Source organism: Paenibacillus sp. FSL L8-0708 (genome assembly GCF_038009325.1).
GTDB classification, from domain to species: Bacteria; Bacillota; Bacilli; order Paenibacillales; family Paenibacillaceae; genus Paenibacillus_AQ; species Paenibacillus_AQ odorifer.
This window is the reverse complement of record NZ_JBBPBC010000001.1, coordinates 1,575,981-1,598,792: the sequence shown is the minus strand read 5'-3', so window position 1 is coordinate 1,598,792 and position 22,812 is coordinate 1,575,981. Positions and strand designations below refer to the sequence as shown.

Sequence of the window (22,812 nt, the reverse complement as noted above, 5' to 3'; positions counted from 1 at the left end):
GACACTCTAAAGAGTTTGATTATACCTTCAAAATAGGAGTTGGTTTACATTAAGAGTGTGATTATTTAAACAACTACTTGGAGGCGACCATTGTGAAAAAAGAGTACGGTAATAGACAGGTTTATTTTGTCGGTGGCGGAATTGCATCCTTAGCGGGCGCTGCTTACCTGGTCAGAGACTGTGATTTTCCGGGACAAAACATTCACATTATTGAAGAGATGAAGATTCTTGGTGGTAGCAATGACGGCGCAGGTGACGCTCAACATGGTTACGTTGTCCGCGGCGGCCGTATGCTCAACGATGAAGCTTATGAGAATCTCTGGGAGCTATTAACAACGATTCCTTCTGTCGACCGTCCGGGGTTGTCTGTGCGGGATGAAATTATTGCTTTTGATACCGCAAATCCAACACACTCAAACGCCAGACTTGTAAACAAAGACGGCAAAGTAGAAGATGTATTGTCCATGGGTTTTGATATGGCTGATCGTCTCGCTATGGGCAAGCTGATTATTACACCAGAAGATAAAATGGGTAAAGCGCGTATCAACGACTGGTTCGCCCCTCACTTTTTCACAACAAACTTCTGGTATATGTGGGCTACTACTTTTGCATTCCAACCTTGGCACAGCGCTGTAGAGTTTAAAAGATATATGCTTCGTTTCTTCCATGAATTCCCAAGAATTCAAACACTGGAAGGTGTCACTCGCACTCCTTATAACCAATATGATTCCATCATTCTGCCTTTGCACAAATATCTTGAACCATTCGGTGTCGATTTCACACTGAAATGTACAGTTACTGATCTGCAGTTCAAAAAAGGTGACGGAATTACCGTAACCCAAATGAATGTAGGGCGCGAAGGTGTCAAAGATGTGATTGATGTAAAAGAAGATGATCTCGTGATTATCACAAACGGTTCTATGACCGAAGGCTCCAGCCTTGGTTCTATGACTTCTGCTCCATGCCTTAACGGCAAGGGAAGCTCGTGGAAATTATGGGAAAACATCGCTTCCAAGAAACCAAGTCTTGGTAATCCTTCTTCGTTCGATGATCATGTAGACGGTTCGAAATGGGAGTCCTTTACTGTAACTTTCCATGACTCCAAATTCTTCGATCTAATGGAAAATTTCACACGTAACCGTGCCGGCACAGGCGCTTTGGTCACATTTAAGGATTCGAGCTGGTTTATGTCCGTTGTACTGGCCTTCCAACCGCATTTCCGCAATCAGCCTGAGCATGTTAAAGTGTTCTGGGGTTACGGACTGTATCCAGACAAAGTTGGGGATTTCGTGAAAAAGAGAATGTGTGATTGTACCGGCGAAGAAATTATGCAAGAATTGATCGGTCATCTTCACTTTGAAGAACATAAGGACGAGATCATGGCTACCGCCAATTGTATTCCTTGCATGATGCCTTATATCACTTCTCAGTTCATGCCTAGACTCAATAGTGACCGACCAAAAGTTGTCCCTGAGGGTTCCACGAACCTGGCCTTTATTGGACAATTCTGTGAAATTCCAGATGACGTTGTATTCACTGAAGAATACTCCGTGAGAGCAGCGAGAATTGCGGTATATACTCTACTTGGTATCGAACGGCCTATCGAGCCAATCAACCAATATCAATACGATGTACGTACACTATTCTCAAGCTTTGTTACATCTTTCAGATAAAACCACAATCAGCGGCGAGCGCTTCCGGATATCGGGAGCGCTTGTTTTTGAGTGTGGGAAGCAACAAAAGAACAGGTTTATCAAAATCGAGTAGGAGGGGGCGGCTAGCCCCCGACCTCTCACACCACCGTACGTACCGTTCGATATACGGCGGTTCATGAAATATTCCGTAAGGAGTTGTATCTGTCCAATACACTCTTTAATCCATTGGCTTCCCAATATTGGTTATTCAATGCATGTTGTAGAATTGGACTCCCTGCAATTCGCCAATACCCTTTTCGGGTATTTCCCCACTCATAGGCTTTATCCTTAGGTACCCCTAAGGATATAAGTCTTTTGACTTTGGTTCTAGGGGTCTTCCACTGCTTCCAGAGGCACATTCGTAGCCTTCTTCGTATCCATTTATCCATATCTCGAAAGGTACTTGGGGTATCCGCCAGCGAGAAATAACCGCACCATCCCATGAGGTAGTGGTTTAGTTCCTTGATTCGCTCTTCCATCTTCATCGATCTCTTTCGAGAGGATATCTCCTGTATTCGAACCTTGACTCTCTGTAAGGACTGCTTCGCAATTCTCACCTTTGGTTCTTTGTCCACACTAAAACTAAATCCTAGAAACTTTCGTTTCCAGGGACGGTCTACCGCGCTCTTTACTTGGTTCACCTTCAGCTTTAGCCTCGTCTCGATGAATCGGGTGACCGTTGTCTTGACTCTCTCTCCTGCTCTTAGCGTTTTCACGTAAATATTGCAATCATCCGCATAACGAACGAAGCGGTGCCCACGTTTCTCGAGTTCTTTGTCGAGCTCATCTAGGACAATGTTAGATAATAACGGACTCAGTGGACCGCCTTGCGGGGCACCTTCCGTTGTCGGGGTTACTAACCCGTTCTCCATCACACCTGACTGAAGATATTTGCGGATAAGCAGGAGAACTTTCTTGTCCTCCACTTTCTCCGAAATCTTCATCATCAGTCGGTCATGGTTGACGCGATCAAAGAATTTCTCCAAGTCTAGGTCGACTACGAATCGATATCCTTCTTTCATAAAGGTTCGAGCTTTCCTCACCGCATCATGCCCTCGTCTTTTCGGACGGAATCCATAGCTATGGTCGGAAAACTCTGGATCAAACAATGGAGTTAACACCTGCGCGATTGCTTGTTGAATCATTCGATCTGTCACGGTAGGTATTCCTAGTAACCTAACACCTCCGCCACCGGGTTTCGGGATTTCGACTCGGCGCACGGGGCTCGGTTCATAGGTTCCTTCTTCTATGGCATGCCGCAAGGTCTGCCAGTTTTGTACGATGTGTTCTCGTAAGGATTTTACGGACATCCCATCTACGCCATGACTTCCTTTATTCGCTTCAACACGCTTTAAGGCTTGCAGAAGATTTTCCCGTGATAGCAGTTGCTCCAACATTTTTTTTTAACCTCTCTTTACGTGATTTATACCTTCCATTTGTGCCAAAGATGAACTCCGCCCTGCTGAAGACCCCCACGGGATTCACCGTTTCCTTCTTCAGTCAGGTCCTTTCGGATTTTTTTTTTCTGCATTCATCGCTCATCTTGAACGCCTGGATGTATAAATCCTATTCCATGTTCAGCCCTTCCGCAGCTGTTGCAACAGCTTGCGTACTATGGCGTCTGCTGACTTCTGTGCACTCAGCCTACTCTCACAAGTAGGGTTACGAAGTATACTCGCCTATCACACAGATCTCCCCAGGTAAGAACGCTATCTTCCTCTCCATCTATCTGCTTCATTTACTCTCGTACGCCTTTGGCAGTATGGACTTTGGTTTGTTGTGCAACCTCATCCAGCCTACGTTAGCCTTGTATGAAGTTCGTATTCCTCAGACCGGAGATTTGCCGCTGGCTTCCTTCAGATTCCACCTCGCGGTGGACACCCTTGCCTTAAGCTAATGGCTACTACTGCCTTCGCCATTCGGGACTTCAACCCTATAGATAGCGCCCATGCTGGGCGCACACAAAAAAAGAGCTGAGGGCTCCCTCAGCTCTTTTATTTTACTAGAATCCAAACTTTAAATATTGCAAGATCCATCTGCGCAACCATCATCGGTAGATACTTCAGAATTCCCCTTACCAACCACTTGCAACGTTGGTCCTGCTTGTTCCTCCGCCCACACAGTATCCAGTACCTCTGTAAATACAGGACCTGGTTGTGCACCAGATAAAGCATATTTATTGTTGAATACAAAGAAAGGTACACCGGTAATATTAAGACGGCTTCCTTCTTCAATATCGCCATTAACCTCATTCGCAAAAGCATCCGTCTCCAGCATTGCCGCAGCTTCCACTTGATCCAGACCTACTTCAGCAGCGAGTGAAGCCAGTACACTGCGATCTCCAAGATTTAATGAATCCGTAAAGTAGGCGCGCAGCAGACGTTCGGACATTTCTGCACCTTTTCCCTTTGTGCTTGCAAAATGACTCAGTCGGTGACTGTCAAAAGTGTTGGTATGCTTCACTGTATCAAAATTAAATTCCAAGCCCACATCTTTAGCTTGCTCCGCTAGTTGTGCGTTCATTGCTTTTGCTTTTTCGACGGTCATCCCGTATTTGGCAGCCAGCAGCTCATGAATACTCTTGTCTGTACTTACCTCTGCATGTGGATCCAGTTGAAAGCTACGGAATACTACCTCTACTTGATCACGGTTCGGGAATTGGCTTAGCGCATTCTCCAAACGTCTTTTGCCAATATAACAAAAAGGACATGCATAATCGGACCAGATATCTATTCTCACGAAAAAACCTCCTAATATTATTGATAATTTGTAGCTGTCATATAAGAGTAATAACTAAATATACGTCGCTTACTATTATATAGTTAAAAACTCAAAATTACAAACTTAACTTTTATTAAAATAACATTTATAGATGTGAATGCTAAAGCAAAAAGTAAACGAAAGTGGTATATACGCTCCCCTTCAGGGCAGATAAAATGAAGTTACACCAGAAATTCCGAAGGGAGATCCCCATATGCATGATGTATCTATAGTGATACCTACCCGTAACCGTATAAACGACCTTACAGTGTGCATAGAGTCTATAAGCAAGCAGACACAACTAAACAATGTCTCCATCGAGCTCTGGATTGTGGATGACGGTGAGATTCCTGAAGAAAGATTAACCTATTATCGTAACATACTGAACGAATTGCCACAGGCTGAGTTTCGATATCATCGTAAGACTAATCCGGGGCTCTGGCTTTCCCGTTATGAGTCACTTGGACTAGTAAATGCTGAAATTGTGCTTCATTTAGACGATGATGCAGAATTAGATGATTCCTTATATATTCGACGATTGCTTGATACTTATGCAGCGGACGATTCAATTGTCGGTGTAGGCGGTGTGGCAAAAGGAATGCGCAGCAGCAAACCAGGCCGGCTGTTTGGCATGCTGACCGGACAAATGTCTGGATCACCGGGCAGATTATCCCCAAGCATGTTTGCAGGCTCCCTATTCCTCTGGGGAGAGAAGGAGCAGGTTTTTGAGACGGATTTTTTTCACGGCTGTAATATGTCATTCCGACGCTCAGCATTACAAGATATGAAACCCTATCCCTGGATGACAAGTTACTCCATTGCCGAGGATATTTACTTGTCTCATTTGGCTAGCCGTTATGGCAAGCTTGTCATTAACCCGGCTATGAAAATCATTCATCATGAGTCGCCGGGATCTCGGGATAAGGCGGGCGTTGTTGCAAGAGCTACTGCCATCAATCATTATTATCTGCTCAACTTACGTAAAGCACCCCCTATGAATTATGCCGCATTGATCTGGACGTTAACCTGTCTTACAGGTAAAGAAACTCTCAAACGAAATTTTAAAGCCGTTAGCGGTTATGCCAAAGGAATCCTTTTCGTAATGAATCCTCGTAAAAACAAATACCGTGAATACATGCTAGATTAGCTTAATAGCTACCTCTATATCCACAGCGTTGCTCCGAATCAGATTGCGGGGCTTTTTTTTCGTGCAGACGGAGTTGTACGTAAATACGCCATGAAATTAATTTCCATCAACTTCTGATCTAGGGTATGATAGTAATAATGTGTTTTAGAAACTAACTTTATGGATGGTGGAATATGTTCAAGAACAAAAAAACGACGTTGATCCTCGTTGTTATCGTCATCGTCGTCATAGCTGTCGGCGCTTGGCTAATTACTAAAAATAAGGATGACAAAGCGACGGAAACACCGGGTGGCGCAACAGCTTCAGGAAAAGGCGAAGCCAAGTCACTCTCACAGACCTTTTATATCTATGACACGGTCGTGAATATCAAAGTGTTCGGAGAAAATGTAGCCCCAAAAAATATGGATGATATCCAGCAAATGCTGGAGCGCATGGATATGGAGCTTAGCCGTACAAAAGAAGGCGGCGAGGTTTACGCAGTCAATCAAGCAGCAGGAAAAGAAGCGGTTGTCGTTTCGGACGAGACCTTAGATGTTGTAAAACAATCCGTGCAATATGCAAAAGAAATGGACGGGCTATTCGATCCCACGATTGGTCCGCTGATCGACCTCTGGAACATCGGTAGTGGCGGAGATAAAGTCCCTGATCCAGCAGCTATCGATGCAGCCAAGAGCCTAACCAATTACAGGGACGTTGAAATTGACGAGGCTGCTAAGACCGTGAAGCTACTGAAGGAAAATATGGTACTGGATCTTGGAGGTATCGGCAAAGGGTATGCTGCTGACCGTATCGCTGATTATTTAAAAGAGCAAGGCCTTAACAGTGCAATGATCAACCTCGGCGGCAGCAGTATTATTGCGTTAGGTACGAAACCAAACGGAACGGATTGGAATATTGGTCTGCAGGACCCTGACCAAAGCCGCGGCACACAACTAGGAACGATTAAAATCGCGGATGAGGTCATCGATGCTTCTGGTGTTTACGAACGTTATTTTATGCAAGACAATGTTCGTTATCACCATATTCTTGATCCACGCACAGGTTACCCTTCTCAGAACGGTCTCAAAAGCTTGACCATTATGAGCCCTAATGCAACAGATGCGGATGCTTTGTCCACTGGGGTGTTCTTGATGGGGATCGAAGAAGGTATGAAATATCTGGAGTCGTTACCTGAAGATGTAGAAGCTTTCTTTATTACCGATGACAACAAAATCTACGCCACACCAGGCATTAAAGAAAGAATGAATCTGACTGACCCTACGTACAGCTTCGCTGATTAAATTTAGTTGAAAGAGCTTGCCCCCATAAAGCCGTTGTTGGCTTTGGGAGGCAAGCTCTTTTATTGTGGATAAAGGGGCTTTGGCGTGGTTGAGGGATATTCATCGCCCATTCATCGCCCAGCAGCCTGATAATTAGGGAATTCCTCCCTAAAATCAATAGATTTTTTCAATGTAAACCTTCGATTAGGGAAAACCTCCCTAAAAATCACCCGAATATGGCTATAAACATGTTTATTTCGGTTTTATTAGGGAGGAATTCCCCAATAACCTCAATTTCGCGCTCTAACCGGTTAATTTCAGGGAGTTTTTCCCTAATTAATTCCCGATCAAGATTTTTGCAGCACCAAAGGCAACTCGCTAAATTCCTTATAATTCGTGAAAATATAACTAGGCTTATGATCCGTAGCCGGCTGTCTGCCTCTCGGATTATACCAGCAGACCTTCCAGCCAGCCGCAAGCGCTCCTACTACATCATTAGCCCAGGTATCGCCTATATAAAGTGAATGGTCTGGTGAAGTGTCAGACTTCTGATTTACATGCAAAAAGAGTTGCGGATCTGGTTTGGCCAGACCTACAGCGTCAGAAATAAAAATCATCTCCTCGGGGATCATCTGATCCAGACCTAATCCGCGAATCTTTTTCATTTGATGATCTTTGGGTCCATTCGTAATGATGCCTACTTTATGACCAGCAGCAATGAACCTTTCCAATTGCTCCCGGACTCCATCTATCATTTGAATGGTGTACTGACGGCCAATGTATGCCGCTTGTACCGCCGTGGCTTGGTCACGATCAAGCTGTAAACCATACTCTGCAAAAGCAAGCTCCAATCGGCGTACCCTAGTTTCCTCCAGCGGAATTTCTCCACGTAAATACATAGGCCATAATACATCACTATGATGTCTTACTTTATAAAATAATTCCGCAAAGTCCAGACTGCTCTCATCCGGTTTAAGTACTTGACGCACCGCTTCTTTAAATGGAACCAAATGATCATATAAAGTATCATCAAGGTCAAAAAAGATTGCCAGCTTATTACTTGTATCCACTTTAACGCCCCTTACTCGTCTTTCTCTCTAGCTTTAGAAAAAAAGGTTATAGGTATAAAAATCATCATCCCGAATGTAGCCATGCGCTTCATATAAGCGCTGTGCCCCCACATTCGCCGTCATTGTTGTCAGGGACAAGCCCTTCGTATTCGTAGCGAGCGCATGAGCTCTGGCACTTTCCAGCAGCTTGGAGCCGAGCCCATGGCCTCGCAGTTCCGCAGTTACATATAGATCATTCAATATCCAGAGACGCTCCATAGAAACCGATGAAAAAGAGGGATAGAGCTGAGTGAAGCCCCACGCTCTTTTCTCCTCGCCTTCTCCCCCCACCGCAATAAAGATTACCGGTTCGTTCAGCTTCAATCGATCTGATAAAAAAGCACGTGCACCATCCAGATCAGAGACTGCCCCATAAAATACCCGATACTCATCAAACAATGGGATAAGCCGTTCCAAATCATCATAGATCGCACGTTCAATACGATAGTTGTTCATCCTCAGCGCTCACTTTCCGGCTTGGGCCGTTTTAACGTTATTGTATATTTCAGCCGTACCGTGCACCATGGAGCGAACGCCAGATCATTTGGACAATTATTCTTATTCTTTGGAATCGTAGAACACATGCCGGGCACTGACTTTACCCTCTTCGATATCCAAGATTCCGAAGGAATACAGTTTCTCACGTCGTTTATCTGTTGGCGATCCTGGATTAAAGAGCAGAATCCCATTCTCTTCCCGCAATAAAGGCTGATGCGAATGACCAAAAAGAATACAATCCACCTTATCGTTCGCAAAAGCAAGCAGCGCATTCCCGTCCGTTCCTTTGCGGGAGTGTGGCGTATGCCCATGGACCATTCCGATCCGGACTCCCTCAAGCGTTAGCAGCTTACGCTCCCCGAAACGCTCAATGATCTCTATTCCATCGTTATTTCCAGCAATCCCTTCCACTGGAGCTAATTCAGCCAACAAATCGTAGATTCCCATACTCACCCAATCTCCAAGATGCAGAATCAAGTCTACATTCCGGAATTCAGCAACAAGCGCTTTGGGCAGAGACTTAGCCATTCTTGTCATATGTGTATCTGATACCACGCCTACTTTCATATAACTCAGCTCCTAATCTATCATACTCATCTCATAATCAAATAATTGTACGATTTGCTTAAACGAGAAGCAAGTTCTGTGACTTCTCCCACACAGAAAAGCCGGGTACACCCCACTAACACAGGGCATATCCGACTGCCATTAAGTAATTACGAAGAAATCATTTACGCTTACTACCTTCTACAGTATTTAGCATCCCAACTCAGTTCTCTCTATCCTGCCAATTCCATAATCTTACTTCTTCAACATGAATATTACTGACCCATTTTTCTTCCTTTAACTTGAGCAACTCTTTAACCGGACCGGTTACGACAGCTCCATACAGCCTAACTCCGTTCTTCTCCAGATAGCTAATGGAGTCATCCAGATCAATAAACGGAATTACCTTGTTGGCGATCGATTTATGCTCCTGCATTAAGTGCAGTGTCTTAAGGAAGTTCGCATTACGCAGTTCACCATCCCCATATGAGTCAACAGATGGAGAAACACTCGTGCGGCTAGTCACCCCTCCAAACCAACCCCACTTTTTCTTTGATTCTTGTGTCACCTTCATATCATCAGCATGCCAGATAGGCATACTTGGAAATCCTAAGGGATCATTTATTACTGGCTCTTGTGTCCTTGGACCTGTATCTGCTGCGAACCATAAAAGTTCAAGATTTTTATGCTGAAACTTCTTCAATAGCTCATCTGTCGTAAAAAATTGTTCAAAAGACAAATAGGCTTCTCCTACCGTACCTTCAGGGAGCTTCTCTAGTTTTTCCCACTCACTGCTGTCATCCATCCTATTTTCTGCAGACTGGTTCTCAATGGGATAGATAAAGTAATTACCTGTCCCACTGCGTTCATATGTCCATGAATAACTATAGATTCTAGGCCAGCCTAATAGAAACTTCATCGAATAATCTCCAACATTAATCCGCGCATCACCAATTTGTTTTATTATTTCACCCTGCAGATTCATACTAAAAAACGGTCCGGAATCGCTACTCAAATGGACGATCGTATTCGGCTGTGAAACAGCAATTGCGGAAGAAACGACATCACGGTAAGTCTCTCCTCTTTCTCCAGTGCTATAAAATACCGCTGTGATGATACTGCTGACAATCAAAAAAATCAAAAACGCAGAAATCACCGTTAAAGTATTCGATATACGTGCTTTCCACTTGCCACGGCGGATGATCTTTTTTTCTTTGCCGGGTCTGTTTCTTTTACCCTTTCCGAATTTTATGCTCTTCTCCTCATCTGGAGCCGGCTTTTCTTCGCCCATGAGTTCATCCAGATAAGCCTGGTAAGCTTCCATCTTCTCTAACTCACGCTCAACCTCATCCCTATCCTCATCAGCAAGAGTGCCTTCGCCATACCTTCTTAACTTCTCCTTAAACTCTTCACTCATGTTCATTTCTCCTCCGCTCTGCCTCACGCAGCTTCTGTCTGGCCCGAAAGATCAATATCTTATATTGGGACAAGCCCACATCCATAATGTCCGATGCTTCCCGATAACTCAGCCCATGAAAATCATGCAGCAGCAGTGCATTTCTCTGATTGTCCGGTAGCTCACTTACCGCTATCCTCATCTCTTCCCAACGTTCCTGATGAAGCAGTGTGCTTTCTGTGGTATCTGGATGAGCAAGCTTTTTGAAATAATCCTCACTCTGAACTGTACTGCGACCTTCCTTTCGCTTGTAATCTACGAAGGCGTTATAAGCGACACGGAACAGCCATGGTTTAATCTTCTCTTCTTTACAATTCTCCAAATGTAGATAAGCGCGATAAAAGGTTTCTTGCATCAAATCTTCAGCCGCATAATGATCACCACAAAGGGAGCGCAAATAGCGGTAAATATCCATCACATACATCTGATATATTTCATCCAATGAATTTCGCTTCATGCACTCCCCCCTTAACCTAACCACGTATCCCAGCCTGAAAAGTTACAGATAAATTTAGCAACTAGTATGAATATACCAGTAAATCTATGGAAAAAAGCGAAAAAAGCCTGCTGGCAAGGAGTATTACTCCCGCCAACAGGCTTTTTAATTCACCAAGTTACTCTGCTTACAGAACAACTTCAACTTCTTTGAGCATTTCGCTAACGGATATTAAACCGCCACCGGACAAATACCAGTAGTTAGGATCCAAGTAGATGATCTTACCGTTTTTAAAGGCATTTGTATTCTTCACTAGATCGTTTTCAACTGCTTTTTTAGCTGAACCGGATTCACCGCCATCACTCTTCACAACCGCATCTCTGTCTACTACAAACAGATAATCCGGGTTCTTATCCGCTACATATTCGTAAGATACGCTTTGTCCGTGAGTGGATACTTCAATTTTATCATCTGCCTGTGCAAATCCGAACATGTCATGGATAATCCCAAAACGGGAACCTGCACCGTAAGCACTGATTTTTCCTTCATTCGCGAGAATAACAAGTGCTTTTTTGCCATCAGCTGTTGCCTTCGTATTCAAAGCTTTGATGGAATCATTGATAGTCGCAAGCTCAGTTTCTACTTCTGCTTCTTTTCCAAAAATTTGACCCAGCATTTTCACGTTATTCGTAAAAGATTCCATATAGTTTGCATTATCTACAGCCACATACAGAGTAGGTGCAATTTTGCTGAATTCTTCATAAGAATCCTGTTGTCTGCCGGAAATGATGATCAGGTCCGGAGAAAGACTGTTTATTTTTTCGAAGTCAGGCTCTTTCAAACCACCAACATTCTCATATTTAGCATCGTTATATTTAGAGAGATAAGCCGGTACATTACTTTGAGGCACTCCAGTCACCTCTACGCCCAGTTTATCCAGCGTATCCAGTGTACCGAAGTCAAAAACAACCACTTTTTGCGGATTGCTTTTGATAGTTGTTTCGCCAAGCGCATGCTTGAAAGTAAGCTCTGTCGGTGCTGTAGTTGCTTCCGTTGTTGGTGCAGTAGTAGCCTCCGAATTGCCTGCCGCTGCTGTATTGTTATTTGAAGTTGCTGCATTATTGGAGCCGCAAGCCGCCAAGATTACCGCAAGAAATACTGTCATCATCAGTAAAGATAAGTTCTTCTTCAATGTATTCACCCCTAATTTTTATAGTGAAGCTATTTGAATTATTCGCGTATGCGTTAAGAAGCTGGCGCCTTTCACTTCTTACGTTACGTCATAATAATATCCGCATAGTAATAGTTACCTTTTTAGAAATAGACACCGATTTTTCGGCCTCCTATAGTTTCAATAGGAATGTCCATGTCATATACCTCTTTAAGAACTGCAGAATCTATAATTTCATCCGCTGTACCCGAGGAAGCTACTCTTCCATTTTTAAGCGCAACAATGTAGTCAGAGTAACAAGAAGCAAAGTTAATATCGTGGATAACGAGCACAATCGTCTTCCCCTTCTCGTCCACCAAGCGGCGAAGCACCTTCATAATTTGGACGGAATGCTTCATATCAAGGTTGTTGAGCGGTTCGTCGAGCAGAATGTACTCTGTATCCTGAGCCATGACCATGGCAATATATGCCCGCTGGCGTTGCCCTCCACTGAGCTGATCAATATATTTATCCTGCATTTCTTGGAGATCCATGTAAGCAATCGCTTCGTCAACGAACGCCCGATCCTCCGGACTCAGCTTCCCCTGTGAATACGGGAATCTCCCAAAAGAAACGAGCTCCTTCACAGTGAGGCGTACGCTAATATGATTGGACTGCTTTAACACCGATATTTTACGAGCAAGCTCATTACTTTTGCAGGTACCGATTTCCTTACCTTCGATCAGCACCTCTCCCGCGTCTTTGGAGATAAGTCTGCTGATCATGGAGAGCAGTGTACTTTTACCCGCACCATTTGGTCCGATAAACGAGGTGATTGCGCCCTTTTTAATGGACAAGGACACATCATCAACGACGGTTACTCCGCCATAACATTTGGTTAAATTTTTAACTTCTACCACGACTTATTCTCCTTTAACAGCAGATAGACGAAGTAGACGCCGCCTGCAAAATTGATAATCACACTAACCGTAGTATTAAATCCAAAAACACGTTCGACCAGGAACTGCCCACCGACAAGCGCAACAATACTCAGCAGAATCGTTCCAGGAATCAGATAGGCATGCTTATAGGTACGGAACAGCTGGTGTCCCACATTAGCTACCAACAAACCTAAGAAAGTGATTGGCCCCACTAGAGCCGTCGAGATCGAAACGTAGATAGATACAATAACTAGCAGCCTTTTGACCACATAGTCATAATTGATCCCCAGATTAATGGCTTCATCTTTCCCAAGCGAAATAACATCCAAATACTTAACAAATCGCAAGAAATACAACGTAGTTAGCGTCAGAACAATGGTAGAAAGAATCAATAGGTCACTGCTGACATTGTTGAAGCTGGCGAACATTTTCCCCTGTAGAATCAGGAATTCGTTCGGATCAATAAGCACTTCCATAAAAGAAGACGCGCTCTGGAACATCGTCCCCATGATCAGCCCTACCAGCAGCAGGAAATAAATATTTTGTCCTTCCCTACGGAACATTAGCTTATACAATACGCCTGAAAACAGGACCATGAGGCACGCAGAGAACAAGAAGTTGATGTTTTTATTCATAAAGGTCATATTCGATGAACCTAAGGCATAAACACCGAACGTCTGGATTAACATGTACAGGGAATCGAGCCCGAGAATACTTGGTGTCAAAATACGATTGTTCGTGATGCTCTGAAAAACTACGGTAGAGACAGCTATCACAGCTCCGGTAATCAGAATGGCCGCCAGCTTTCTTCCCCGGCTGGGCAGAACGTAGTCCCAATTTCCCAAAGCATGATACGTCATAAACAAGACGATGAGGGCGACAGCACTTATTGATAATATAGTTAGTTTTGTCTTCATCTCTAGTTCGCCTTTCTTCTCATCAGCAAGTAGATAAATAGACCACTACCGATGACGCCTACCGTGAGACTGATTGATATTTCATATGGATAGATAATGAGCCTGCCCAGAATATCGCAGAACAGGAGGAACACCGCTCCGAGAATGGCTGTATGCGCCAGACTTTTTTTGAGGTTATCCCCTATGTACAACGTTACAATGTTAGGTACTACTAGACCCAGAAATGGAATCGTACCTACGGTTAAAATGACAACAGAAGAGATTAACGCTACAATTACCAATCCCACGTTGACCACCGCTTTGTAGTTCATGCCAAGATTGACGGAAAAATCCTCGCCCATACCGGCTACCGTAAATTTATTAGCGAAGAGATACGCCAGAATGACAAGTGGAATGCTGATATAAATTAATTCGTATTGGCCTTTGATAATCGTCGAGAAATCCCCAAGCATCCAAGATGAGATATTCTGAATCAAATCATTTTTATACGCAAAAAATGTTGTAATCGAGCCTACAATGTTGCCGAACATGAGTCCGACCAGCGGGATAAAAATACTATCCTTGAACTTGATCCGATCCAGGATTCTCATAAAAATAAAGGTGCCCAATAGCGCAAAAACAAAAGCAACAAGCAATTTCTGCATTGGCGTTGCGCCTGTGAATAACATGAGGGATACGAGAATACCAAATTTTGCGGAATCCATCGTCCCTGCCGTAGTCGGTGAGACGAATTTATTGCGTGACAGCTGTTGCATAATTAATCCGGCAATACTCATGCTGACTCCAGCGATAATCAATGCGGCTAACCGGGGAATCCGGCTTACCAGCAAGGTCTGTGCTTGAGATTCCGTAAGATGAAAGAGATCTAATGGGGATATATCTTTAACGCCTATAAACAAAGAAATAAATGAAAATACTATTAGAAGTAGGGACAAATATTTTAGTTTCATGAGTTGTTCCTTATCTGTTTAATAGTTTACAAATGCGATTTTATGATAATGATTTTCATTCGCAATGTTTTAAATTATACCTAAGCCCACTTTGAGGGTCAACCCTTTCATATACTTAAATTTAAAATAATTAAGAATTAGGCTTATCTGCTTAAGTTACATAAAAAAAGACACCCTAACGGGTGCCTCTTTAATCTCTGCCATATTTTTAGCGCTAAGCCATAGGATTTATTTAAATTTCTTCCAATCCTGATTACTGTTCTCCAGCAGATGTGCAAAATCATTCTCCAACCGCTTCTGCTCAGCCTTGCGCTGATCTTCCACTGCCTTACGGGCAGCTTCTTTACGGTCATTTTCCTCCGCTTTCAACGCATCAGATTGCGCCTTCAGCTTTCCTAGAACATCACTGCTTAGCAGGTCTTTTAACGTAGCAGGGCCATCATTCGTAGCGGCTCTTGGTGTGGTAGGCATTTTCTTTTTTTTAGCCACTGTCCATCATCCTTTCTAGCTGAATTAAATTGGAATTTGTTTAAGTTATTGGTCTTTTCGTTTATAATGTTTACTAAGAGGTGAGCCCTATGAAGTCCAATGATTTATGTCCCCGGCTACAAAAAAGTATGGATATTATCGGCAGGCGTTGGACTGGTTTAATTATCTACCAGCTCCTTCAAGGACCCCAACGTTTCAATGTAATTGAAGCGGCATTGCCCATCAGTGGAAGACTGCTCTCCGAACGGCTCAAAGAGCTGGAACAGGAAGGGATCGTTCTTCGAGAAGTGTTCCCAGAGACCCCCGTGCGAATCCAATATTCTTTGACGGATAAAGGTCTTGCCCTGGAATCAGTCATCCGAGACTTACAGAGTTGGTCCAAAGAATGGGTCGATTGCGACACCGATAACCTAAATCCAACTCTCAAAATGTAAGCGTTTTATCTGGTATTTTAGACTTTAAGGCCTACAATGACTAAATCACGCTCTATACCGTCAAGTTCAGCCACACCAGGCAGCATTCCCCACTCTTTAAAACCAAATTTTTTCAGCAAACCAAGGCTTGGATCATTATGTCCAAACACAAAGCCGACTAGATTCTTAATTCCGAGACTAGGGGCTTTCTCAATGGCCTCTGTCAGAAGAATTCTGCCAGCACCACCACCACGGAACTTTTCATTCACGTATACGCTGATTTCTGCTGTTGCATTATACGCTGGACGACCATAGAAGGATTGAAAACTGAACCATGCTGCAATTTCATCTCCTTGCTTCAGTACCCATAAGGGACGGTGATGGCTGTTATGCTCAAGAAACCATTTCTCCCGGTCTGCAACAGTAATGGGTTCCAGATCTGCAGTTACCATCCTCCCAGCAATCGTTGAGTTATAAATATCTACAATAGCTGCTAAGTCTGCAGATGTCGCATCTTCAATTCTGCTGTTCTCCCAATTCATCCCTTAATTCCTCCAAATGTGTTAATTAACTCAGGCCGACCTGCTCCTGGCTCCATTGCCACAGCCGTTCGGCCTCTATTGTATTCTGCGCTCTGGGAGACAGTTGTTTAATCTTTCTTCGATAATAATATTGACCGGTTACCTCTTCAAGATCAGGATCTGTAGCCAAATAAATCGCTGTATCGGCGCCTTGTTCAGGTGTTAAGAAAAAGTATGAGAGTAACTTAAGTACCGACTTGCCGAAGCCTGTCTGCCGGTTTACACCTATATTCGTCCCCACTGCACCTGGATGCAAGCAATTCACCGTCACCCTTGTTCCGTGAAGACGCGAAGCCAGCTCCCGCGTGAACAGAATATTGGCTAGCTTGGATCGGGCATAGGCTTTTGCAGGATTAAAACGGCGAGCCAGGGTTGGATCTTCATAATGGAGCGCACCTATTTTGTAAGCACCGGAGGCAACCACAATGATACGGCCTTGCTCTGCTGCCTGCAACGACTTAAGTAACAGATTTGTAAGTAGAAAATGCCCCAAATGATTTACGCCAAGATCCATCTCAAAGCCGTCCTTCGTAAGCTGACGCTTAATCGTGACTACCCCGGCGTTATTGATAAGTATGTCTAGCATCGGATATTTCATAGTAAATTCCTCAGCAAAGCTGCGAATGCTCTCAAGTGAAGCCAGATCACACAACATGAGCTCGATATCCTCGGAGTGGCTCTTTTGTTTGGCGGCAGCAAGTGCTTCTTCTCCCCGCTGGCGATTACGGCAAACCATAATGACTTTGGCTCCCTTGCGAGCCAGTTCAACTGTTGTAGCCAGCCCCATACCGGAATTCGCTCCGGTAACAAGTGCGATTGTTCCTCTCATTCCAAGAATCACTCCTCTCTCAACAACCGTACCCGAATAAGCTTTAGCCTAACCTTAGGAGAAGTATATTTAAAGATATGTTACACCAACTAGTAGGGTTAAGAAAAGCTTCATGTCATGATTAGCCAACGATAGTTATAGTTCGTCAGGTGCGTCTGGTCTATTTTTGATCTATAATAGGAATATTGCAGTTCTAATCGTGAAGTTGAAAGGGGAACACCAACTATGAATAATGCTCTGACAAGCCTAGAGCAGCAAATGGCGGGCGAAGGTCTGGATGCCCTGCTCGTAACAGATCCCAAGCATGTCTACTACTTAACCGGCTTCGCCAGCGATCCGCATGAACGTTTTCTGGGTCTGCTGCTGATACGCGGAGAAGAGCCTATGCTCATTCTGCCTGCATTGGATGCAGAAGCGGCTCAAGCGGCTTCTTCGGTCACCAAAATCCTAACTCACAGTGACACTGATAATCCCTATAACCTGCTAAAAGATTGTTTCGGCAGCAGCAAGCTTGGAACTCTTGGCATAGAGAAGGAACATTTCTCAGTAGCCCGTTTTGAACACCTAACCGCTGCTGTTCCAGCTGAACGGTTTAGTGATATTGGTCCATTGCTGCGCAGCATGCGCTCCAAAAAGACCCCGGATGAAGTTAAGCGCATGAAACATGCCGCTGAGCTAGTTGAGGAAGCCTTGCGCCGCGTTCTTACCCACGTAAAAACAGGCGTTACAGAAAACGATCTAGTAGCGGAGCTAGAATATCTAATGAAAAAGGTTGGCGCTTCCGGTCCTTCCTTCGACACTATGGTGCTTTCTGGTCCGAAAACTGCCCTGCCTCACGGTGTTCCTGGCAACCGGGTCATTCAACCAGGCGATTTCCTGATGTTTGATATCGGGGTGTATGCCGATGGTTATGCTTCTGATATTACACGTACCTTTGCAATTGAATCCGTGGACGACAAGCTAATCACTATTTATAACACTGTGCTGGCTGCCAACGAAGCTGGGATCGCTGCCTCCAATCCTGGAGCACCTTTCGGCTCAGTCGACAAAGCTGCACGTGATGTAATTGAGGAAGCTGGATTCGGGGAATATTTCTTGCACCGTGTCGGACACGGACTGGGTATGGATGTTCATGAATATCCATCACTTCACGGACAGAACGATGACATTATCGAGATCGGCAATGTGTTCACCGTTGAGCCAGGAATTTATGTGCCTGGACTAGCGGGTGTGCGTATCGAAGATGATCTGATTATTACAGCTGAAGGCGCAGAGACCTTAACAAGCTTCCCTAAGGAACTGACTATTCTTCATTTGTAGAAAAGAATTACAAGCCACGGTCAAAAACACAGAGCAGCGATTCCTCCAATAATGAGAGAATCACCGCTCTGTGTTTGTTTTTATTTAAACCTGTGTTCCCCACATCCCGCGAATCAACCCAGCCTCTTTAACCATCCTGCCGACCAGCTCCGCGACTGTAGGTATATCTTGGATCATTCCTGTTACTTGACCTGCCCAGCCGATGCCCTCTTCTTTGATACCATCATAAATCCAGCGCTTGTTGGCTGCACCACTGATATATTCTTTTAATGCTTCATAGGTCGGTGTCACGCGCTCGATTTCAAGAATTTGATCAATGTAGTCACTACGCAACACTCGTGCGGGTGCTCCAATAGAACGTTTGATTACAACCGTATCCGACTCTGAGCTTTCTACTAAAGCTTTTTTATAAGAAGCAGCCGCGTGCACACATTCCACTGTAGCAACGAACCGAGTGCCCATTTCGATTCCCTCAGCCCCAAGCGCATGAGCAGCCATCCATCCACGGCCATCTCCGATCCCTCCTGAAGCAATCACAGGGATGTTAACCGTATCGACCACTTGAGGAACGAGCACCATGGTTCCAACATCGTCACGCCCTAAGTGACCCCCGCCCTCTTGCCCAACAACAATAACCGCAGAAGCGCCTAATTGTTCGGCCTTTTGGGCTTGTCTGCGTGAGGAGACGAGCACGAGCGTTTTAATATCGGTGAGCAGTAACATTTCCAGTATAGGGGCTGGATTCCCTCCAGTGAGGCTCACCACGGGAACCTGCTCGTCGATGGCGACCTGCACCCGGTCTTCATAACCAATCCCATGCATGCCGATAGCAAAATTAACCCCAAATGGCTTGTCTGTTAGTGTTCGTACCCGCCGTATTTCTGCACGTAAGGCCTCAGCATCCGGAAGACTCATTGCTGTGACCTGACCCAGTCCACCGCTATTTGAAACCGCAGCCGCGAGGTCTGCATAACCTAAATAAGCAAGTCCTCCTTGAATAATAGGATATTCTATGTGCAATAACTCCGTAATACGGGTGTTCCATTTCATCTTCATCTACACCTTTCCTATCTTTAAGCAAAGCAGAATCACGGCAAATAAAAGGACAACTCCCCCTGCCAGATAATCTATCTGCTGAAATTGCAGTCTTTTAAAAGAAGTCCTTCCTTTACCATTACCATAAGCACGCGCATCAATTGCATAGCTCAGCTGTTCAGCACGTTGAATCGTTGTGAAGAGCAGAGGAATAATGATCGGAATGTACGCGTATATCCGTTTAGGCAGTGACAATACTGTAAGATCATAACCTCTAGCCTTTTGTGCGAGAAAGATACGATCAAGCTCCTCCTTGATGGTAGGGATAAAACGGATCGCAATCACTATCATTAAAGAGAACTGTTCTACGGGTACCCCCAATTTGGATAGAGGGGCAAGCAGCTTTTCCAGACCATAAGCTAAGTCCAGCGGCTTAGTAGTTAAGGTTAGAACTGAGGCTAACAAGATGAGCAATATAATACGCCATACAAAACGTAATCCTGTTCGCAGTCCCTCTTCAGTCACCTCGATAAAAAACCATGACCAGAGAACCGTCCCTTTGGTGAATACGGCATTGTAAACAAAAGTAAACAATAAAATAAATAATACCGGCCGCAGCCCTCGCCAAAAAAAATGCACAGGAACTTTCGACAGTAACAACATTCCCAGTACAAAAAAGGTTGCAACAACATAACTAATCCCCGTTCCAAGCATCATAAAGCTAAGCATGAGCATCACGATACTTACAAGCTTTGTACGAGGATCTAAACGATGAAAAATCGAATGCGTCTCCACATATTGACCGACTAATACGGAATCAGCCATGCCCTTGCCCCCTCGAATGCCAAATCGGCAAAATCGCTTCGAGGATATCCTGCTCTTTACAGCTGGCAACTTCAATCTTCTGGTCAGATAATTCCTCCATTAGCTTCAAGAGCTGTACGGGTTCAGGCAAGGATAGTCCAAGTTCCAGCAGTAATTCTTCCTTTTCCAGAAACAATGTTCTGATATCATGATGCCCTTTTAACTGACCTTCATGAAAAACAATGACCTCATCCGAGTATTCGGCAACATCATCCATCTGATGCGAAACGAAGAGGATCGTGTGATTGTCTTGTTGCTGCCATTCCTTTAGTAGCTTCAGCAAAGACACTTGGCTAGCAGGATCGAGACCCGCTGTCGGTTCATCCAAAATCAGCAGCTTCGGATTTGTCATCAGTACAGAGGCAATAGCTACACGGCGCTTTTCACCACCGCTTAACTGGAATGGATTTAAGGGGAGAATTCCCTCAGGCAAACCCACTTGTGGCAAAATCGTTTCAATCGCCTCTGTAATTTGCTGACGTGAAGCGCCCTGTTGATTCAGAGCAAAAGCAAGCTCCTTATACACCGTTGTTTCGAATAGCTGATGCTCCGGATATTGAAAAACGAAACCCAACTCAGGGACAACCTTTAAGCGCCCTTTGGCATCTCTGCTGGCAGGCTGCTGATTAATCCAATAGTCTCCTTTTACGGTGGGAATCAAGCCCTTCAGCACTTTGACAAAGGTAGACTTTCCTGCGCCTGTTGGACCGATAATAGAAATCCATTTGCCCTCAGGAATAGTGCAGTTTATATTGTGCAAAGCCACATGATCGGCATAGTTCACACTTAGATTCTTTAATTGGTAGACCATTGTGATCGAATTATCCCCTTCCAATCGGCTGTTAGCGGTGCTGCTGAATGGAGCAATGTATGTACACGCACTGCGAAGGGCAGATGTAATTGATAGTCCGCAACAGGCATGGTTTCAAAAAAAGTCAGTGGATCGCCGTCAAACTCAAGTCGTCCTTGGTGCAGGAGCAATACGCGTTCTGCTGCAAGCACTTCCTCCATATGGTGGGTGATATGAATAAGGGTCAGGCCTTGACGATGCAGCTCTTGCATGATGGAAAGAACCTGCTGTCTTCCCTGAGGATCAAGCATTGAGGTAGCCTCATCAAAAATAATGACTTGCGGGCGCATCGCCAATATAGCTGCGATAGCGACACGTTGCTTTTGACCTCCAGATAGCTGATGTGGCATAGCCTCCAGATAATCCTCCATTTGAACGGCCTGCAAGGCATGATCCAATCGGCTGCGCATTTCTTCCCTCGGCACACGGATATTCTCCAAACCAAAAAGCACCTCATCCATAACGGTTGTGGTGATAAACTGATCCTCTGGATTCTGAAAAACAAAACCGATTTGCTGATGGATCTCCGCAAGATCCGTTGGTTTTGCCGTGTCCAAGCTCTTAAATTGTACAGCCCCTTTTCGTGGCAGCAGCAGTCCGTCCATGAGCTTTGCAATAGTGGATTTGCCAGAACCATTCGCGCCAACTATCGCCACAAACTCCCCTGCTTCTATCGTAAAGCTAATATCCTCCAGGAGAGGTTGTCCCTTTTTATAATAAAAACAAACTTGATCGAAGGTAAGCATTTATTCACTCCCCTTTTGAAGGTGCCAAGCAGCAAAAAATGCCTCAATGCTGTTCTCGGAAAATGCAGGTGCAGGCTTCTCCCATTTTGTCACTTTTGATCCATTCACAGCAAAGATTTCACCGGTTAAATCCGCGTCGGACTCCCTCAATAATGCAGTCACGAAGGAAGCAATAGCCTCCGGGTCACCTATTCTCCAAAAGTCAGGCAAAGGTTCATTCCGACTGGCATGTTTTTCCCTCAGATGGTCAATTATAGGTCTGGTCATATCCGTTAACGCCGCTGGAGAAATCGCATTGACCCTAATCTGGTCACGTTTCAGCTCTGCTGCGAGCGTCCACATCATGCCGAGTATTCCAGCCTTGGCTGCACTATAATTCACCTGACCCACGGAACCTGCTAGTCCAGCAGCAGAGGTCATCAACAGGATATCCCCACCTGTCTCACGCATATGTGGTAATACTCGTTGAATGCTATAATAGGTGCCATTTAAATGCACATCCAGAACAGTCTTCCACTGTTCATCCGTCATACGCTGACATTTCTGATCCTGCAAAATCCCCGCGTTAGCTATCAACACCTCGATACGACCGTATCGGGCAATGACCTCATCTACCATGGCAGTGACTGCGACTGGATCGGCTACATTAGCAGCGTACCCTAGCGCCTCTCCGCCTGCCTGGCGGATCTCGCGCACAACCTCATCAATTAAGACTTGTTTCGTACCATTTACAACCACTATATAACCTGACTTGCCAAGCTGCATGGCAATACTACGTCCGATCCCTCTTGTTGCACCAGTAATTAAGGCTACTCTATTCAT

The 22,812-nt window shown here is 44.6% G+C and carries 24 protein-coding genes; 5 read left to right on the top strand and 19 right to left on the bottom strand.

Annotation, left to right across the window (positions count from 1 at the left end; translation table 11 throughout):
* The first annotated feature begins 92 nt into the window (after positions 1–92).
* A complete protein-coding gene (locus NYE58_RS07450) occupies positions 93–1,673 on the top strand; it encodes an oleate hydratase (protein WP_036681437.1) in 1,581 nt (526 codons plus the stop codon).
* Positions 1,674–1,828: 155 nt separating this feature from the next.
* Here the strand turns inward: NYE58_RS07450 and ltrA are convergent, their stop codons facing one another.
* Entirely contained in the window at positions 1,829–3,091 is a 1,263-nt protein-coding gene (gene ltrA / locus NYE58_RS07445) for a group II intron reverse transcriptase/maturase (protein WP_036681916.1), read from the bottom strand.
* A gap of 619 nt (positions 3,092–3,710) precedes the next feature.
* Positions 3,711–4,433, bottom strand: coding sequence for a DsbA family oxidoreductase (locus tag NYE58_RS07440; RefSeq protein ID WP_076099013.1), 723 nt, complete (start codon positions 4,431–4,433; stop codon positions 3,711–3,713).
* 235 nt (positions 4,434–4,668) lie between these two features.
* Between NYE58_RS07440 and NYE58_RS07435 the strand changes: the two genes are divergently transcribed.
* Positions 4,669–5,601 carry a glycosyltransferase family 2 protein gene (locus NYE58_RS07435; RefSeq protein WP_076147442.1) on the top strand — a complete coding sequence of 311 codons (933 nt, stop codon included), beginning with the start codon at positions 4,669–4,671 and terminating at the stop codon, positions 5,599–5,601.
* Between the two features lie 173 nt (positions 5,602–5,774).
* The gene (locus tag NYE58_RS07430; RefSeq protein WP_076147444.1) at positions 5,775–6,881 is read left to right on the top strand and encodes an FAD:protein FMN transferase; all 1,107 of its coding nucleotides are present in this window, start codon (positions 5,775–5,777) and stop codon (positions 6,879–6,881) included.
* 326 nt (positions 6,882–7,207) lie between these two features.
* On the opposite strand, the gene NYE58_RS07425 is transcribed toward NYE58_RS07430, so the two are convergent.
* From NYE58_RS07425 to NYE58_RS07380, 10 genes are all read right to left on the bottom strand, one after another.
* Positions 7,208–7,930, bottom strand: a complete 723-nt coding sequence (locus NYE58_RS07425) for an HAD family hydrolase (RefSeq protein ID WP_341001509.1) — start codon at positions 7,928–7,930, stop codon at positions 7,208–7,210.
* A 33-nt stretch (positions 7,931–7,963) separates the two neighbouring features.
* On the bottom strand, positions 7,964–8,425 hold the full coding sequence (locus NYE58_RS07420; RefSeq protein WP_038569191.1) for a GNAT family N-acetyltransferase: 462 nt from the start codon (positions 8,423–8,425) through the stop codon (positions 7,964–7,966).
* Positions 8,426–8,527: 102 nt separating this feature from the next.
* Entirely contained in the window at positions 8,528–9,034 is a 507-nt protein-coding gene (locus tag NYE58_RS07415; protein WP_036681852.1) for a metallophosphoesterase family protein, read from the bottom strand.
* Between the two features lie 202 nt (positions 9,035–9,236).
* Positions 9,237–10,430, bottom strand: a complete 1,194-nt coding sequence (locus NYE58_RS07410) for an anti-sigma factor (RefSeq protein WP_038569190.1) — start codon at positions 10,428–10,430, stop codon at positions 9,237–9,239.
* A complete protein-coding gene (locus NYE58_RS07405) occupies positions 10,423–10,926 on the bottom strand; it encodes a sigma-70 family RNA polymerase sigma factor (RefSeq protein ID WP_038569189.1) in 504 nt (167 codons plus the stop codon). The genes NYE58_RS07410 and NYE58_RS07405 overlap by 8 nt, the downstream gene beginning before the upstream one ends.
* Positions 10,927–11,092: 166 nt before the next feature.
* Positions 11,093–12,097: a siderophore ABC transporter substrate-binding protein gene (locus NYE58_RS07400; protein ID WP_280513452.1), complete on the bottom strand. Its 1,005-nt coding sequence runs from the start codon at positions 12,095–12,097 to the stop codon at positions 11,093–11,095.
* A 122-nt stretch (positions 12,098–12,219) separates the two neighbouring features.
* The gene (locus NYE58_RS07395) at positions 12,220–12,975 is read right to left on the bottom strand and encodes an iron ABC transporter ATP-binding protein (protein ID WP_038569188.1); all 756 of its coding nucleotides are present in this window, start codon (positions 12,973–12,975) and stop codon (positions 12,220–12,222) included.
* A complete protein-coding gene (locus NYE58_RS07390; RefSeq protein WP_036681842.1) occupies positions 12,969–13,913 on the bottom strand; it encodes an iron chelate uptake ABC transporter family permease subunit in 945 nt (314 codons plus the stop codon). The genes NYE58_RS07395 and NYE58_RS07390 overlap by 7 nt, the downstream gene beginning before the upstream one ends.
* A gap of 2 nt (positions 13,914–13,915) precedes the next feature.
* Positions 13,916–14,863 (bottom strand): ABC transporter permease, encoded by a 948-nt coding sequence (locus NYE58_RS07385; RefSeq protein ID WP_036681839.1) that lies wholly within the window; start codon positions 14,861–14,863, stop codon positions 13,916–13,918.
* 228 nt (positions 14,864–15,091) lie between these two features.
* Positions 15,092–15,352, bottom strand: coding sequence for a YqkE family protein (locus tag NYE58_RS07380; RefSeq protein ID WP_076104810.1), 261 nt, complete (start codon positions 15,350–15,352; stop codon positions 15,092–15,094).
* 89 nt (positions 15,353–15,441) lie between these two features.
* On the opposite strand from NYE58_RS07380, the gene NYE58_RS07375 reads away from it, so the two are divergent.
* Complete coding sequence (locus NYE58_RS07375) at positions 15,442–15,786, top strand: winged helix-turn-helix transcriptional regulator (RefSeq protein ID WP_036681832.1); 345 nt, start codon at positions 15,442–15,444, stop codon at positions 15,784–15,786.
* 17 nt (positions 15,787–15,803) lie between these two features.
* Here the strand turns inward: NYE58_RS07375 and NYE58_RS07370 are convergent, their stop codons facing one another.
* Together NYE58_RS07370 and NYE58_RS07365 are read right to left on the bottom strand one after the other, a co-directional pair.
* Positions 15,804–16,307, bottom strand: a complete 504-nt coding sequence (locus NYE58_RS07370) for a GNAT family N-acetyltransferase (RefSeq protein ID WP_036681829.1) — start codon at positions 16,305–16,307, stop codon at positions 15,804–15,806.
* 25 nt (positions 16,308–16,332) lie between these two features.
* On the bottom strand, positions 16,333–17,175 hold the full coding sequence (locus tag NYE58_RS07365; protein ID WP_036681828.1) for an SDR family oxidoreductase: 843 nt from the start codon (positions 17,173–17,175) through the stop codon (positions 16,333–16,335).
* Positions 17,176–17,400: 225 nt separating this feature from the next.
* Here NYE58_RS07365 and NYE58_RS07360 point away from each other — a divergent pair, with 225 nt between their 5' ends.
* A complete protein-coding gene (locus tag NYE58_RS07360) occupies positions 17,401–18,495 on the top strand; it encodes a M24 family metallopeptidase (protein ID WP_036681827.1) in 1,095 nt (364 codons plus the stop codon).
* Positions 18,496–18,579: 84 nt separating this feature from the next.
* Here the strand turns inward: NYE58_RS07360 and NYE58_RS07355 are convergent, their stop codons facing one another.
* From NYE58_RS07355 to NYE58_RS07335, 5 genes are read right to left on the bottom strand one after another with little or no spacing between them, the layout of a single operon-like run.
* Complete coding sequence (locus NYE58_RS07355) at positions 18,580–19,545, bottom strand: NAD(P)H-dependent flavin oxidoreductase (protein ID WP_076316911.1); 966 nt, start codon at positions 19,543–19,545, stop codon at positions 18,580–18,582.
* Between the two features lie 6 nt (positions 19,546–19,551).
* Positions 19,552–20,355, bottom strand: coding sequence for an energy-coupling factor transporter transmembrane component T family protein (locus NYE58_RS07350; protein ID WP_341001507.1), 804 nt, complete (start codon positions 20,353–20,355; stop codon positions 19,552–19,554).
* Positions 20,348–21,205 (bottom strand): ATP-binding cassette domain-containing protein, encoded by an 858-nt coding sequence (locus NYE58_RS07345; RefSeq protein ID WP_076099021.1) that lies wholly within the window; start codon positions 21,203–21,205, stop codon positions 20,348–20,350. The genes NYE58_RS07350 and NYE58_RS07345 overlap by 8 nt, the downstream gene beginning before the upstream one ends.
* Positions 21,190–21,990 (bottom strand): energy-coupling factor transporter ATPase, encoded by an 801-nt coding sequence (locus NYE58_RS07340; RefSeq protein ID WP_036681818.1) that lies wholly within the window; start codon positions 21,988–21,990, stop codon positions 21,190–21,192. The genes NYE58_RS07345 and NYE58_RS07340 overlap by 16 nt, the downstream gene beginning before the upstream one ends.
* A complete protein-coding gene (locus tag NYE58_RS07335; RefSeq protein ID WP_080742418.1) occupies positions 21,991–22,812 on the bottom strand; it encodes an SDR family NAD(P)-dependent oxidoreductase in 822 nt (273 codons plus the stop codon).